The 17662-nt window shown below is 69.3% G+C and carries 1 protein-coding gene (cut by a window edge); it reads left to right on the top strand.

Annotation, left to right across the window (positions count from 1 at the left end; all coding sequences use genetic code 11):
- On the top strand, nt 1–17662 hold the 3' portion of the coding sequence (locus I8E28_RS20505) for an LEPR-XLL domain-containing protein (RefSeq protein WP_200790143.1). The gene continues 10556 nt to the left of window position 1, outside the view; only the last 17662 of its 28218 coding nucleotides appear in the window; the start codon falls outside the window, past its left edge; its stop codon occupies nt 17660–17662.

The raw sequence follows: 17662 nt of genomic DNA, 5'->3' as shown, positions 1-17662 counted from the left end.
GGTCACCGTCGTCGACTCCGACACCCAGGCCTGGATCGGGTCGGCGCAGGTCAACCAGGACGCCAAGGCGTTCAACGCGGGCGGGACGGTCGACACCTTCAACGACACGATCACGTTGGGCACCTCCATCGGCCTGTCGACCGGCGACGCGGTCATGTACCGCAAGGGGGCGGCAGGCAACACCGCCATCGGCGGCCTGCAGGAGGACGGCGTCTATTTCGTCCGTGACCTGGGGGCTGGCAAGTTCGCCTTCTACGACACGGCCGCGCATGCGATCGCCGGTGGGGCCACCGGCCGCATCAATCTCTCCAGCGCCGGCTCCGGCAACAACCACCAGCTGGTCAATCCGCGCGGCGGTGCGTCGCAGGGCGTGTACGTCAACGCCGCCAATTCGGCGCGCGCCACCACCTTCGCGGGCGCCGTGGCCGGCGGCTTCGTCGGCGTGGGCGCGGCGGTCAGCGTCGGCGTGTTGAACAACGACACCAGCGCGCAAATCCTGGACGGCGCCAACATCGCCGCGACTGGCGACGTCGAGGTGAACGCCGCCGGTATCAAGGACGTCGACGGCTTCGTCCTGGCAGGCGCTGGCGGCTTCGTCGGTGTCGCCGCATCGGTGTCGGTGTGGTCCGTGGGCTCGCCGCTGAGCCAGAACTACACCAACGACCATCCGGACAACCCGGATCCGGACAGCGAGGAAAGCGCCCCGGGCAGTGCCAACGCGCTGCAGATTGGCGACGCCCCGAAGACCGCGGACCAGGACGCCGCCGACCAGGGCGAAGCGGCGTCCAACCAGGTGAGTGGGCAGCTCGATGGAGCCTTCGGCGCGACGCCCAGCCCGACGGCCGACAAGACCAGCGACGGCCGCGTGGCGGGCATCGTCAACCGCGGCGCGGGCTCGGTCGGCTCCAGCAAGGTGACCGCCAGCAGCGTTGCCGGCGCGTTGACCGCCGGGCCGGCCGACATCAAGGGCACGGCTGCCCGGATCGGCAACGCCAAGGTGGCCGCCGGCGCTGCGCTGCGCGTGCAGGCCATCGACGACCTCGAGGTGGACCTCGTCGCCGGCGGTGTCGCCGGCGGCGTCGTCGGAGCCGGCGCGGGCATCAGCGTCGTCACCATCGCGGACAACGTCAGCGCCACCGCGGGCGGCACGCTCAGCAGCGGCGGTGTGCTGCAGGTGACGGCGACGCTGGACGAAGACATCGACGTGCTCGCGCTGGCGGGTGGCGCCGGCTTCGTCGGCCTGGGCGCGGCCGTGGCCGTCGTCAGCGATGCGAGCACCGTGAGTGCCGGCATCTCGGATGGCGCCGTCGTGCGCCGCGCCGCGGGTGGCATCGACATCGACGCCGTGACCCGCCAGAGCTACGAGGTGCTCACGCCCACCGTCACCGCCGGTGCGGCAGCGGTCGGCGCGTCCTTCGCCAAGCTGTCGGTGGACAACAAGGCGGGCGGCGTGAAGGAAACCTGGGCCTACATCGGCGCCGATGCGCAGGTGGGCCAGGGCACCGGCACGGTCGGCAGCGTGGCTGTCACGGCCGACTCGACCATCGACACCGACGTCACGGCCTTCGGGCTGAGCGTGGGCGCGATCGCGGGCAGCATCAACTTTTCGTTCGTCGACGTCACGCCCACGGTGCACGCGGAGATTGGCGCGGGCGCGGACATCCGCGCGACGGGCGACATCACCGTCGACGCCGACACGCACATGACCGCCGAGGCGACGACGCAGGGGTACTCGGGCGGCGCGGGCGCGCTGGCCGGCTCCTTCGCCTTCGCGACCCTCGCGCCGGACCTGGTCGGCAAGGTGGGCGCCGGTGCGACCGTCAACTCCACGAACGGCAAGGTCCGCGTACGGGCCCGCCACAACGACCCGCTGGGCGCCGGGGATGGCGCCGTGGCCACGGCCGTGGCCGGCTCCGGCGGGGCGCTCGTCGGCGGCGCCGGCGCGATCGCCATCGTGAAGTCGCAGGCCGACGTGACCGTCGCCGTCGACGGCACCATCACGGCTGCAGGCGAGGTCCGGGCGGAAGGCAACGCGAACAACGAGGCCACGGGCGACACCCTCGGCGTGGGCGTGGGCACCGTCGGCGTCGGCCTGAGCATCACCGACGCGCACTCGGGCGGCACCGTCGACGTGTCGGTGAACGGCACCGTGAACGCCGGCTCGCTGACCGTGCAGGCACAGGGCGACACGGTCGCGGACAGCGAGACGTATGCGTTGGCCGGCGGCCTCATCGGGGTTGGCATCAACTCGGCCACCTCCACGCTGGACGGCGCCGTGAAGGCGCACCTGGGCGGCAGCGCCACCGTCGCCACCAGCGGCGACGTCGCGGTCACGGCGACCGCCAACAACACGGGCTTCGCGACGGGCCATGGGGTGACGGTCGGCGGCATCGCCGTCGGCGGCATGAACACCAGCGTGGACATCGGCCGGGGCACGGGGACGATCGAGGTGATCGCATCGCTCGACGACGGCGCCGACATCACCACGGCGCGCTTCGTCACCCTCACCGCCACCAGTTCCGACACCGGCATTGCCAAGGGACAGGCCGCCGGCGGCGGGGCGATCACGATCACCGGCGCGCGCGCGGACACGTCAAGCGACCAGAGCACCAAGGTCAACGTCGGCGCGGGGTCCACGATCAACGCGCAGTCGGTCACGTTGCGGTCGATCAATGCCGAGGCGCTGGACACGCAGTCGGAGGCGCTGGCGTTCGGCCTGGCCACCGGCGGCGGTGCCCTGGCCTCGAACAAGGCGACCGGCGACGCGCTGGTGAGCATCGGCGCGAACGCGCAGGTCACCGCCGTGAACATCACCGTCTCGGCCAAGAACGCTTTCGAGAAAACGTACTTCCAGGACCTGGGCGAAGCCAACCTGTCATCGGCCTCCGTGTCCGTGGGCAGCGTGACCGCCCTGCTCAGCGACACCGTGATCGGCACCGAGGGCGACGAGTTCACGGCGCGCATCGACGTGGCCAGCGGCGCGAAGCTCACCTCGAACGGCACGAACGCCAACCCGGGCCAGCTCAAGCTGGAAACGCTCACCGACATCAACGCCCTGGACGGCGTCGAGACGCAGGCCTACGGGCTGGCGGGCATCTCCCTGGGCAAGTCGCAGATCGAATCGAACGCGCGGTCGAAAGTGAACGTCGACGGCGCATCGCTTCGCAGCGTGGCCGGCAACGTCGAGATCACGGCGCGTTCCAATTCCTACGCGCGCACCGACGTGGACACGACCATCGCGGTCGCGATCACCGGCGCCGGCGGCTCGGTTGCCATCACGGACCTCGAGACGCACAACGACATCGTCCTGAACAACGCCACGGTCAAGGGCCAGGACGTCAAGCTGTACGCCGGTCGCGACTCCGTCGGCCAGGTCAACGTCACCGACGGGTATGCCAACGCCAACGTGCAGGCCTATTCGCTCCTCCCGGCCATCGGCGTTCCGATCGCGGACGTGACGATCGACGAGAACAACACGATCCAGCTGAACGGCTCCACCAAGGTGCAGGCGCTGCAGAACGCGTACCTGGTCGCCCTGGAGGGTCTCGGCGGCGCGGCTCGCGGCCACGAGAGCGGCGACGTGCTGTCGCTGTCGCTCGTTCCCTACGGCGTGTCGGTCGACGACGACGCCAGCACCAGCAGCCACAACACGGTGACGCTGGGTGCCTCCGCCCGCGTGGAAGCCGGCATCAACAACCAGAGCCTGGTCTACATCAAGCCGCTGACGCTCAACAACGTCCAGCAACTCGATCCGGACCGGCTCGACACGCAACTCACGCAGGACGAAAAGGAAGACCTCGGCATCGATGCCGACATCGCCTACGAGTACGCGCGCCTGAACCTCGACGCGATCCCGTTCAACCTGAACACCGGCACCGTGATCCAGCTGGTGAACGGCTACTTCCCGGCCGGCAAGGGCATCGGGGGCGACTACTACCAGTTCATCCCGCAGTCGACGCTGTCGACGCAGGTGATCCTGGAGCAGGAGGACTACACCGACAGCACGCGCTGGCGCCACCTGAGCGGGCTGACCGACGCCCGCTCGGCGGACGGCACGACGCTGCTCAACCCCGCGAACATCGTCAAGTACAACAGCGACGTGACCAGCCTGGTGCGCAACGCGCTCCAGGACAAGTTCTACGTGATCAAGCCGGTGGAGCTGGACGCGCCGAAGCTGGTCTACAAGAACCTGGGCAACGTGCTGCTGGAGCAGCGCGAACTGGTGCTGGACTGGATCACCAGCCACGGCAACAACGCCGAGGCGGTGGCCCGCTACCAGGTACAGCTGGAGCTGATCGACGAGGCGCTCGAGCAGCTGGGCCTGCTGGAAGATGGCGACCCCGTCACCCCCGGCGTGCAGCCCACCGTCAAGCGGGAACTCGACATCATCATGATCGAGCTGCCCAACATCTACGCCGCGCCGGGCTCGGTGTTCGTCGAGGGCGACGCAGCGTCCAAGGCCGCCATCCAGTCGGCCACCGCCGCGGGCCGGGTCACGGCGCGCGCCGGCGCCAAGATCGACATCGTGAACAACACGCCGTTCACGATGACGGTCAATGACGTGGTGATCAAGGACAGCCGCGTCGTCACCTCCATCAACGGGCAGTACACGGTGCTCAGCCCGGGCAACGTCTACTACAACTACCAGGCGCTGACGAACAACGCCAACGATGCGGCCAAGACGATCTCGATCGTCCAGAACAAGCTGACGTCCAGCCCCACGGGGTACGACCTGGGCGGCCTGCCCGCGAGCAATCTCGACCAGGACCTGTACATCGTCGGCGACGTGATCAACGAGACCGGCAAGGTCACCATCAAGAACCTGGAAGACAGCATCACCGTCTCCGGCGAGGTGCGCGGCAACCCGGTGGAGATCTTCGCCAACAAGGACTTCACGCTGAACAGCGATGACTGGGTGCACACGGGCAAGGACCCGCGCCAGCTGATCGCGTATGACGCGTTGCGAGCCGCGGTCTACAACCAGGCCGGCTCACCGTCGTCCCTGTCCTTCCTGACGCCGCAGTCGGTGTCGGCGGGTGGGACCGACCTCGACCTCGACGGGGCCATCGCGGCTCCCGGGGCGCGCGTGGTCGCGCAAGGCACCGTCGCCATCACGGCGCGCTACCTGAACATCAACGGCCTGATCCAGAGCGGCGCGCAGAACGTCGAACTGCACATCGGCAGCAACTTCAAGCCGGGCCAGACCGAGGAGCTGGTCGACGCCAACGGCAACCCGCTGGCCGGCGTCAACTTCGGCAGCGAAGGCATCCCGGTGAAGGCGTACTTCGACGCCGCGCAGCAGGCGATCGTGGTCGACGACCTGGTGCCCGAGGGCGGCCGCGTCATCCTCGCCGGCCAGATCCTGAGCACCGGCGGCGGCGAGATCAAGGCCGCCTACGGCTACGCCAACGTCGACATCACCAACGACAGCAAGTACAAGCTGATCGTCAACCGGATCGACACCACGCGCAACCGCGAAGGCAAGATCACGCTGATCGACACCGGCCGCATCGTCGACGGCGTCGCCACCGGCAGCGCCAGCGACGGCGCGAAGACCGAGTACACGATCAGCGCGGACGGCATCACGCGCAAGATCTACGACGCCGACTTGGTCGCGGCCGTGGAGGCCGGCGCCGACGGCCTGAGCAAGATCGTCTACACGCTCACGTCCACCGACAACCCCGGCAACGACGTCAAGTTCTCGCCGCGCGCGGGCCTGTACTACGTCTGGACCGAGGGCCAGGAGTTCACGCAGACGACCGTCACCAAGTACGAGCGCAACACCTTCAACCTGTTCGGCGGCAGTACCGGGTTCGAGGACTGGCTGTCGGGCGACAACTCCTACGTGTGGCGCACCATCCAGTTCAAGGACGCGGCGCCGCTGCTGGAATCGGAATCGCTCTCCGGCCCGGGCACCGGCTCGGCGGTCCCGAGCTCGGCCGCCGGTGGCGGCGCGTACTCCATCGAGTACAAGCGTGTCGCGGACACCATGGTCGACGTGGTGCCGGGCGACATCATCTTCTTCGTGTTCGGCGACGGGTCGACCGGCGACCAGTTCCACGCCTACCAGGCGAAGTTCACGGCCGACGTGTTCCTGCCGTCCGAGAACTACAAGGACGCGGACCGCTGGACCGACCTCGGGAACAAGGGCCCGCTGTACCAGGCCTACACGCACAAGAGCGACTTCCAGAACCGCGAGGTCACGCCCAAGCAGTGGGAGACCGGTGGCGGCTGGCTGCGCACCAAGACCTACCACACCGAGATCACCGAGGTGCTGGGGCAGAAGGACTACTACACGCACGCGCTGCGCGCCGACTACGACATCAAGATCAGCTTCGCGGGCAACGCCAGTTCGACCATCAACCTCAGCTCGCGCAAGGACCTGCTGGTCCAGGGCAACGTGACGGTCGTCAACGGCGGCTCGATCATCCTGAAGTCGACCGAGCAGTCCGTGCTGGGCAGCGACACCGCCGCCATCTTCAATGACGCGCCGACCGTCACGGCCGGCCTGGACGTCAAGCTGGTCGTCGAAGGCGGTGTCGACACGCTGGAGGTGCACGCGGGCCGCGACATCAAGGTCACCGGCGTCGCCGACCTCGCCACGTCGCCCAAGGCGGTGGGCCAGTCCGAGAACACCAGCGCCCTGCGGCTCGGCCAGATCATCAGCTACTCGGGTGACGTGGTCCTGGTCGCCAGCGATGGCCTGCACACCGCGGCCGACCCGGCGCAGACGCTCGTCAAGGGCAACCGGGTCGAATTGCTGGCTGGCGCGGCAGGTGCCGACATCGGCGGGGCGAACGCCCTGCGCGTGGATTCGAACACCAAGGGCACCGGCGGCCTGGCGGCCAAGGCAGGCGACGCGATCAACATCGTCGAGACGTCCGGCGACCTCAAGCTGATCCGCGCAGCGGCGTTCACGACCACCGCCTCCGTCGAAGGTGGCGGCAACGTCACGCTGGTGGCCAGCAGCGGCGCCATCCTGGACGGCACCCTCGAACTGAAGCTGCTGGGCAGCGACAAGCCGCTGACGGCGGCGCAGCAGCAGCTGATCACGGACCTGGCCAACGACGCGGACCCGACCAACAACATCGACGCGAGCTTCTTCCAGTACCCGGTGTCCCCGGGCCTGTATGCGTCGCTGTTCCCGCACGCCGAGTTCAAGGGACTCAACCCGGTCCAGGGCGCCGTCGAGACGCCCAACGTCGTAGGCGCCAACGTGACGCTGGTCGCCGACGGCGGAGGCATCGGTCGTTCGGGCGCTCCGCAGGTCGTCTCGCTGGCCGGCGGCTTCAACGCGCTGGGCGTCGAGCAGAAGCAGTTGCTGTCGGTCGCCAACGCGAGCGACGTGTACGGCAAGCAGTACGCCACCTACAGATACATCGGCGCCAGCGGCGCGGACGGCACCGACCTGAAGTCGCAGAACTTCGCCGATGCGTCCAAGTGGGAAAGGGTCGGCTACGTCGCCACGGGCGTCGACAAGGGCGCCGCCCCGACGCAGCTGATCGCCAAGGACAGCTACGTGCTGGTCGAATTCACGGCAGGCAGCTACGGCCTCTACCGCTACAACGGGACCAGCGGCGTGCTGAGCCTGGGATCCGAGAACTTCGCCAACGGGTCGCGCTGGATCAAGGTCACCGCGCAGCGCGCGACGGACGACATCGGCACGGCGCCGCTGCAGAACGGGCAGATCGTCCTGAACAAATACGTGGTCGAGCGCGTCGCGCTGCAGTTGCAGGACGACATCGACGTCAAGGTGTCCGGCGAGCTCGATGCCCAGGCCCGCACCACGATCGCGCTCGAGAGCCCCGTCAACCTGGCCCTGGGCACCGTGCGCGCCAAGGGCGACGTGGTGCTGAAGGTGGCCGGCAACCTGACCGACGCCCACAGCGACTCCTTTGCCGCGATCGGCACGTTCGGCGACCTGACCATCTCGGCCAACGGGTTGGTGCGCGGCGTCACGGCGGCCGACGACATGCGCATCGCGGTCGGCGGCTCCGGCAAGCTGTACGTGAACGCGGGCGGCGACATCCAGCTGCAGCAGGCGCACGGCAGCATGGCCGTGTACGACACGACGCAGTCCATCGGCGGCCTGTACGTCGCCGAAGTCCGCACGCCGGCGCACGCCAACATCCAGGTCACCTCGGGCGACATGGTGGTCGAGCTGGTCGACGCCGGCCAGGGCGCCCGGCTCGTCGCGCAGGGCGCGATCAAGGACGCGTTCCTGGACGACTCCGGCCCGATCGTCAACGTCGACACGGGCGACCTGTACCTGCAGGCCGGCACCACCATCGGCGAGGCGGGCAACTTCTTCGACGTGCGCGTGGCCGGCGACCTGTCCGGCCTGGCGGGCGGCGACGTGTTCCTCAACAGCCCCGCGACGCTCAACATCACCACCTTGGCCTCGACCGCCGGCAACGTGACGTTGACCGTGCAGGGCGACACCAACGTAGGCCTCATCGACGCCAAGCAGGGGACGGTGAAGATCACCACCAGCGACAGCATCGTCGACCGCTACGCCGACGTGGCGGCGGACATCGTGGCGCGCAGCGTCGACCTGGAGGCGGTCGGCGGGACCATCGGCACCACGGCCAACCCGTTCGACATCGACACTTCGTTCGCGTCGCTGGGCACGGTGAATGCGATGGCCCTGTCCACCGTGTACCTGATCGAGACGGCGGGTGCACTGCGCATCGACAAGATCCGCAGCCGCAACGACGACGTCACGCTCAAGGCGTCCAACGGCTCGCTGCTCGATGCCAACGCGGACCTGGACAACAACGTCACCGGCCACACGATCAACCTGGTCGCCACCAACGGCAGCATCGGCACAGCGACCGACGCGGTGGAGATCGACTCCTCCAATCCGGGCAAGGGCGTGCTCAACGCGTCGGCGACGGCCAGCGTCAACGTGACGGAAACGGCCGGCACGCTGTACGTGGGCACGGTCACCGCAGGCACGGGCAACGTCATCCTGTCCGTGCGCGACGGTGCCGGCAGCGGCGACCACCTGGTGATGGAATCGGGCAGCTCCGTGGCCGCCAACGCCACCACGGCCGGCAATGGCGACGTGCTGCTGCAGGCGGGCGACAACGTGCACCTGCAGGCGGGCAGCACCGTCACGTCCGGGCGCCACCTCGTGGTGCACACCGGCTTCGGCGACACCGGGAACGTCGACCACGTCGGCACGCTCCTGCTGGTCGAAGGCAACCTCGCCTCCAACGAGATCGAACTCGCCGGCCAGCGCGAAAACGACGTCATCACGTTGCGCCTGCAGTCGCTGGCCGGGCACACCCGCGTGCTGGGTGCCACGGACACGCTGGCGGGTGGCGACGACGTGATCGTGGTCGACCGGCTGCCGACCCTGCAGGGCCTGCGCGACCGGCTCGACGACGGGGTCGTCGGCCTGGTGCGCGACAGCGTGGACCTGGATGGACGCGGCGGCACCGATACCTACGCGGTGTTCACGCATGGCAGCCAGGCTGCCGGGACGCACGACTACATCGTCAATGTGCTGGATTCGGGCGGCAAGGCCGACGGACTGGACACGCTCACCATCGACGGCAGCGAGCAGGCCGACGTGTTCCTGCTGCGCCGCGTCGACGCCCTCACCGAAGGCCTCTCGGCACTGGTGTCGGCCAACACACCGGCGTTCGTCGCGCTGCTGCACGGCAGCCTCGACGACGTGCGCAACCAGGTGCGCCAGGACGTCGAGCGGATCAACTACGACGAGAACATCAACTCCCGCCTCGTCGTTCGCAGCCTCGGCGGCGACGACTTTTTCGGCGTCGACGACAACGCCACGCTCACGACCCTCGACATGGGATCCGGCGACGACGAGGTCCAGGTCGGCCAGATGTACGGCGCCGCCCGCGTCTCCATCCCGGCGCCCGGCACGGTCGCGGCGGGCGACGCGTTCGACACCATCGAGACCACGGCCGGCTTCCTCAGCCGCGGCAACACCTTCGCGCTGACGGTCTACGGCGGCACCGGTGCCGACCAGTTCGCCGTCTACAGCAACAAGGCCGAAACCCGGCTGGAAGGCAACGACGGCGACGACGTGTTCGTCATCCGCGCGTTCGCGCTGAAGGACCAGCCGGGCCTGTCGACCGAGGGCACCAACCAGGCCATCGGCGGCGAGGGCTCGGACACGATCCTCTACAACATCAACGCGCCGGTCGACCTGGACGGCGGTGCCGGCTTCGACAAGGTGGTCGTCATCGGCACCGAGTTCGACGACAGCTTCACCATCACCAGCGACGGCGTGTTCGGCGCCGGGCTGAACGTCCGCTACAACAACATGGAGGCGGTGGACGTCGACGGCCTGGAGGGCAACGACCACTTCTTCATCCAGAGCACGCGCGCGGGCGTGGTCACCACCATCATCGGCGGCAAGGGCGACGACACGTTCGACGTCGCCGGCGACGTCACCGAGCCGATCGTCAGCCTGGACCTCGAAGGCCGCAGCGGCGCGGTCAACCACGCCGTCGCTTCCGGCGACACCGCGTACGACGGGCTGCTGGCCGAAGGCGTCGGCGTCAACGTCGCGGACGCCCAGAGCGGACAGGTGGTCATCGAGCAGACCGACGGCAGCACGTTCGTCAACGAGCAGGGCGAGACGGTCGACACGTACACGATCCGCCTGGCGGCAGTGCCCGAACCCGGCAAGCCGGTCTTCATCAACGTGTCCGCCGCGCGCACCACGCAGGAGGAAGAGGACGGCTTCCCGGCCGGCGACTCCGTCCTGGTGTCGACCGACGGTGTCCACTTCAGCCGCTATCTCACGCTGACGGTCACCGACACCTCGGTCCGGAAGATCTGGGTCAAGGCCGTCGACGACGGGCGCCTCGAAGGCGAGCGGGTCTACGCCATCAGCCACAGCGCGCAGAGCGAGGACGGCCGCTTCAACCACGCCGCGATCAAGAACGTGCGCGTGACGGTGCAGGACAACGACAAGCCCGAAGTCATCGTCACCGGCACCGGCAGCGGCAACCGGGTGCTCGAGGGCGACGCCACCATGCGCATCACGGACACCTACACCGTGCAGCTGGGCCAGGCAGTGACGTCCGGCACCGTGGTCGTGTCCGTCGCCACCGACTCGCAAGTGACGGTGTCCAGCGCGGACGCTCGGTACGACGCCGCGAACCACACGATCACCTTCGACAGCAGCAACTGGAACGTGGCGGTCGCGATGACCGTGACCGCGGTCGACGACGGCCTGGCGGAGAACACCCTGCTGTCCAGCATCGTCCACACCGCCGCCGGTTACGCGGCCGGCCGCATGGACATGCAGGTGGTCGACAACGACAGCGCCGGCATCCTGATCGAGCAGTCGGATGGCATCACGCTCGTCGTCGCCGACAACCCCGCGACGCCTGCCAACGAGGCGACGACCGACGGCTACACGGTCCGCCTGACCAAGGCGCCTACGTCGACGGTCACCGTCAACCTGCTGCCGTCGGACATCGTCGGCACGGCCCCGGCCGCGCTGACCTTCACCGCGGACAACTGGTGGATCCCGCAGACGGTCACTGTCAGTGCGGCGGACCCGATGCCGCCGGCACCTGTGCAGCCGCTGAAGTCGTTCCCGATCGACCCGCACGTGGTGACGGGCATCGCCGGGCCGCTGTTCATCGAAGGCTACGTCGATGCCGCGGCCGACCGCTCGATCCACACGGCGATCAAGCTGCCGCGCGAGACCGACACGGCCCTGCCCAGCCTGGGCGGCGCCAACGCGCTGGAAAGCACGTCCGTCGACACGCTGACCATCCACAACGATTCCAGCGTGGCCAACGACACCGGCGTCATGCGGGCGGGCCAGTGGTTCGACGGCGACACGGAGCACAGCACCAACATCTCCGGCCTGGGGCTGGCGGGTGACTTGACCTTCGGCACGAACGTCTTCCCGGCCGGTGCCAGGACCTTCGCCGGTGGCATCACCTACCGCAACGTCGAGGTCGCCGAAGTCCTGCTGGGGCAGGGCGACGACACCTTCACGGTCAGCTCGACGCTGACGACGACGTCCAGCCACGGCGGCGTGACCGTGATCCATGGCGGCGGCAACACGAGCGCCACCGCAGGCGACACCATCACGGTGACCGCGAACCAGTCGCCCCTGGTGATCTACGGCGATACGTCGCAGGACGGCGCCCGCTACAGCGGCACGTCGGGTGTCGCATCGATCAACGGCATCGCCTTCGACCACGCGGGCAGCGACACCATCGATGCGTCCGCCTCCGCGTACGGCGTCACCATCTACGGCGGCGCGGGCAACGACCGCATCACCGGCAGCCAGGCCGGCGACCACCTGTTCGGCGGGTCCGGCGACGACACCATCGACGGCCAGGCGGGCGACGACCACATCTACGGCGATTCGGGCCTCAACGTCGACCTCCCCACGCGCGTGATGACGGTGGTGACCAGCAATGCCGGTGGCCTCCCCAACCATGACGGCCTGCTGGCGGGCAGCGACGCCATCACAGGTGGCCTGGGCGACGACATCGTCTTCGGCGACCACGGCACGATCGACCAGGCGGCCGGCACGCTGCGGCTGCTGACCACCGGCTCGGTGACGCGCATCGCCACGGTGCAGCCCGGCAACGGTGCGACGGACACCATCCACGGCAACGAAGGCGCCGATCGCCTGCTCGGCGGCGCGGGTGCGGATGTGGTGACCGGGGATGCCGGCAACGACGTCATCCTGGGCGACCACGGCGTGATCGACTACGCGCTGGACGGCGTGCTGGCCACGCTCGACCAGGTCGCGACCAACGACCCGGACGACGGCGGCGGCGATGACACGCTGCGCGGCAACGACGGCGACGACATCATCCTGGCGGGCAGCGGCAGCGACAACGTCGGCGGCGATGCCGGCAACGACGTGGTCCTCGGCGACCACGGCGTCGTGCGGTTCGTGGGCGGCTCGCTGGTCGAGGTGAGCTCGGCGCAAGGGAACGTCGGCGGTGCCGACACGATCAACGGCAACGCCGGCAACGACATCGTGATCGGCGGCGCCCAGGGTGACTCCATCACGGGCGACACCGGCCACGACGTGCTGTTGGGAGACCACGGCTCGGTGCTGGTCAGCGGCGGCCTGCGCGTGCAGGTGCGCAGCACGCAATCGGGCATCGGCGGAGCGGACACCATCTCCGGCGGCGACGGCGACGATCTCATCGTCGGCGGCGCGGCGGGCGACCAGCTGGCCGGCAACGCCGACAACGACCAGGTGCTGGGCGACGAGGGCCAGATCGACTACCTGGGCGGCGTGGTGTCGACCATCGCCAGCACGAACTCCGGTGTCGGCGGCTCGGACACCATCACCGCGGACGCGGGCAACGACATCGTCCTGGGCGGAGCGGCTGGCGACCAGATCGCAGGCAATGCCGGCCACGACCTCGTCCTGGGTGACGAAGGTCGCATCGACTTCACCGCGGCGGGCGTGCTGTCAGTCGCCCGGTCCACCGGCAGTGGCGTCGGCGGCGCCGACACCATGAGCGGCGGCGATGGCGACGACCTGATCCTCGGCGGCGCGTTCGGCGACACGGTGACGGCCGATGCGGGCAACGACATCGTCCTGGGCGACGAGGGTCGGGTCGACTTCGACGCCACCGGCGCGATCCTGCGCGTGCAGACGCAGCAGGACACGGTGGGCGGCGCCGACACCTTGCGCGGCAATGCGGGCGAGGACGTGCTGATCGGCGGCGCCTTCGGCGATCGCATCGACGGCGGCAGCGAGCGCGACCTGATCTTCGGCGACAACGTCCTGCTGGACCGTTCCGTCGGCGACCAGTTCGCGAACGCCCGGTACCGCACGCTCGACGGCACGCAAGGGGGCCAGATCTACAGCACGGCCGCGGGCAGCGCAGGCAGCGTGCTGGTGACGGGCACTGCACGCGTGATCCCCGGCGGCGCACCGGTGTGGGAGAACTTCGACATCCAGTTGCTGGACCATGACGGCGCGACGGAAGCGGCCCGCCTGAGCAACTTCGGCGATGACTCCATCGCCGGCGGCGCAGGCAACGACCAGATCTTCGGCCAGCTGGGCGACGACACCATCCAGGGCGACGGCTCCATCGACATCGCGGTTGGCGCCACCCGGCTGCCGGACGGCACGTTGTCGGTGCAGGCGTCCATCGAGAACCTCGCCACCGACGGTGACGACTACATCGAGGGCAACGGCGGCAACGACGTCATCTTCGGCAACCTGGGCCAGGACGACATCATCGGCGGCAGTTCCAGCCTGTTCTCGCTGGCCACCCGCGACCGTCGCACCGACGCGTCCGGCCGCGACATGCTGTTCGGCGGCGCAGGCACCGACATCGGCCGCAACGATGCCGGCGACACCAGCGCGTCGGGCCATGCCAACGACGCCGACATGATCCTCGGCGACAACGGCAACATCTACCGCCTGGTGGGCACCAACGGCACGCCGGGGCAGGGTGCCGGCGCCAACGGCTACCTGCAATTCGGCTACGACCAGTCATCCGCCTTCGAGAACCGGGGCAGCGTGCGCATCGTCGTGCGGGCCGCCGACCTGCTCGACTACACGCCTGGCGGCGTCGACGTGAACGCCGCCTCGGCGGCGCTGGACGTGGGCAACGTGGACGAGATCCACGGCGAGTCGGGCGACGACTTCATCTACGGCATGAAAGGCGACGACGTCCTGTTCGGTGACGGCCAGGACGACGACATCGTTGCCGGCACCGGCAACGACTGGGTGTCCGGCGGCACGGGCCAGGACGGCGTGCTGGGCGACGACGGCCGCATCTTCACCAGCCGCAACGGCACGGCCGATCCGCTCGGTGGCGTGCTCACCGCCACCACCCAGGGCTTCATCAGCACGCCTGGCAACGCGCAGCAGGCCGACCTGGACGTGATCGGCCAGCTGAAGAAGGCGGTCGACATGTCGCCGTTCAGCACCGACACGGGCTTCACGGGAGACGCCGATGAATTCGGCGGTGTCTCGCGCCGCAACAGCAACGACATCATCTACGGCGGCCTGGGCGGCGACTGGCTGCACGGCGGCAGCGGCGACGACGCGATCTCGGGCGCCGAAGCGCTGGCGCCGTTCTTCGCCGCGCCGGCCAACAACGGCAATGCCCTGGCCTACGACCCGGTCACGACGGAATTCGCGCTGTACGACGAATACAACCCGCGCGCGCAGATCCCGAACTTCCTGCTGAACTTCGACCCCACCGAAGGCACGGCCGTCACCAGCCCCACGTACGGCATCGTGGTCTCCGACGGCGACGACAAGATCTTCGGCGACAACGGCAACGACTGGCTCGTCGGCGGCACCGGCCGGGACAACATGTACGGCGGCTGGGGCGACGACCTGATCAACGCCGACGACGACCTGCGCACCAACGGCGGCGCCAACGACGCCCCCGACACCCATCCGAGCTACGAGGACCGTGCCTTCGGCGGCGCCGGCCGCGACGTGCTGATCGCCAACACGGGTGGTGATCGCCTCATCGACTGGGCGGGCGAGTTCAACAGCTACATCGTGCCGTTCGCGCCCTTCGGCATGGGCACGGTCTCGCGAACGCTGCAGCCGCAACTCGCCGAGTTCCTCTACGCGCTGTCCGCGTCCGATGGCGCCGACTTCACTCGTGCGCAGACGGGCAGCAGTGCGACCCGCAACGGCGAGCCGGCGGGGGAGCTGGCCCTGATCCGGCAGCAGGACTTCGCCTGGCAGGACCAGACCGGCGGCCCGCGCGATCCGCAGCCGGGCAACATCGGGGGCGGCAAGCGCGACGTGCTGCGCAGCGCCTCGTTCGACGACCCGTCGGCGCCCCTCAGCGGCTTCGCGGCCGACAGCGGGAAGTTCACCGCGACCAACGGCGTGCTGAAGGTCTCGGCGGACTCGCCCCTGGGCGATGCGGTCAGCGTCTTCCAGATCGGGGACGCGTTGCCGACGTACTTCGAGCTGCAGGCGACCGTCTCGGCCGACAAGCCGACCGCGGGCTGGAAGGCCAACGCCTACCTCATCTTCGACTACATCAGCAAGGACGACTTCAAGTACGCCGGCCTCGACCTCTCGACCAACAAGCTGGTCATCGGGCAGCACACGGCCAGCGGCTGGCAGACCCTGGTGCAGACCCCGTTCTCGACCAAGGCGGGCCAGCAATACAACGTGCTGGTCGCGGTCAACGGGCTGTCCGTGACCGTGACGGTCGACAACAAGACCAGCCTGTCGCGCACCTTCTCCGCCCGCGTGGTCGACGGCTACTCCTACGGCCTCAACTGGGGCCTCACCGGCGTCGGCTCCGACAGCTCCCGCGGCACCTTCGACAACGTCGCGGTGAAGGTGATCGCGCCGGAGGCGACCACGGTCCGCACGGACAGCTTCAGCGCGCCGGGCGGCAGCCTGCTGGCTGGCCAGCCCTCGACGGGCGCCTGGTCCGTCGCCAGCGGCCGCCTGGACGGCGTCGTCGCGGCGGGGCAGGACACGGCGATGCAGATGCTCACGCTGGGCGTGCCGGCGCTGCAGTCCGGCTCGCTGCTGGAACTGCAGACGACGCTGCGCACGTCCGGCCAGGCCGGCTTCGTGTTCGACCAGTACGACGCCCAGACCTACAAGTTCGTGCTCGTCGACGCGGCCACCGACCGGGTGCTGATCGGGCACAGCACGAACAAGGGCATCGTCATCGACGCGTCCACGCCGCGCAGGATCGACGCCGGCGTGGACTACGCGGTCAGCGTGACGCTGAAGGCGTCCACCGTGTCGGTCGCGGTCGGCGGGCAGACGGTGCTGTCGCACGCGTTCAATGCGCTCACGGTCGACGGCCGCTTCGGGCTGCTCACGCGCGGGAGCGGGAGCAGCTTCGACGCGGTCACCGTCAAGACCAACGATGCGCAGGTCGCCACGGTGGCAGCCAACCTGGAGGCCCGCACCGTGCCGGTGCGGTCCGTCGCGGCGCCCCTGCAGGCGCAGGACGTCGCACCGGTGCTGGAGGAGGCGGTGCGCCGTTGGGGCGCAAGCGCGGGTGGTGAACTGGCCGCCTGGCTGCAGCAGGTCGACGTCACGATCGTCGACCTGCCCGGGGCGGAACTGGCGGCCTATGCCGACGGCCACATCCTGGTCGACGTCGATGCCGCCGGCGATGGCTGGTTCGTCGACGCGTCGCCGCAGGACGATCGCGAATTCGCCCAGGCCGCGGGCGGCCTGCTGGCACGCGGTGGCCAGGCAGGCGATGGCATCGACCTCCTGAGCGTGCTGGTGCACGAACTCGGGCACGCGGCCGGGTACGGGCATGACGAAGGCGGCGTGATGGCCGAGACGCTCGGCGTCGGCGAGCGCACCACGACGGCCCCGGCAGTCACCGTCACAGTGTCCGTGGCCCCGGCGCATGGCCGCGATGCGGCGCCCTCGCCAGCGCCTGCGCCGCGCGCGCAGGCGGCGGCGTTCGACCCGGGGTGGGGCTGGGCCGGCATCCCGATGCCGGCGGCGCCCAGCCCGCAGGCGCCGCTCATCGACTGGACAGCCTCACCTGCCACCATCGACGCACCCACTTCCCCCGTTGCGGCAGCCGCTGCCAACTGGCAGGATGAGTTCGTGAACCACATGGCCAAGACCGAAGCGCAGCGCAAGCCGAATGCCGCGATGCGCGTGCAGGTCGACGTCTCGCCGAAGCTGGGCGCCGCACGCGCGCCCGTCCTGTAA

This window comes from Ramlibacter algicola (genome assembly GCF_016641735.1).
GTDB classification, from domain to species: domain Bacteria; phylum Pseudomonadota; class Gammaproteobacteria; order Burkholderiales; family Burkholderiaceae_C; genus Ramlibacter; species Ramlibacter algicola.
Note: the sequence above shows the minus strand (reverse complement) of the source record. Positions and strands in the feature narration are given on the sequence as shown.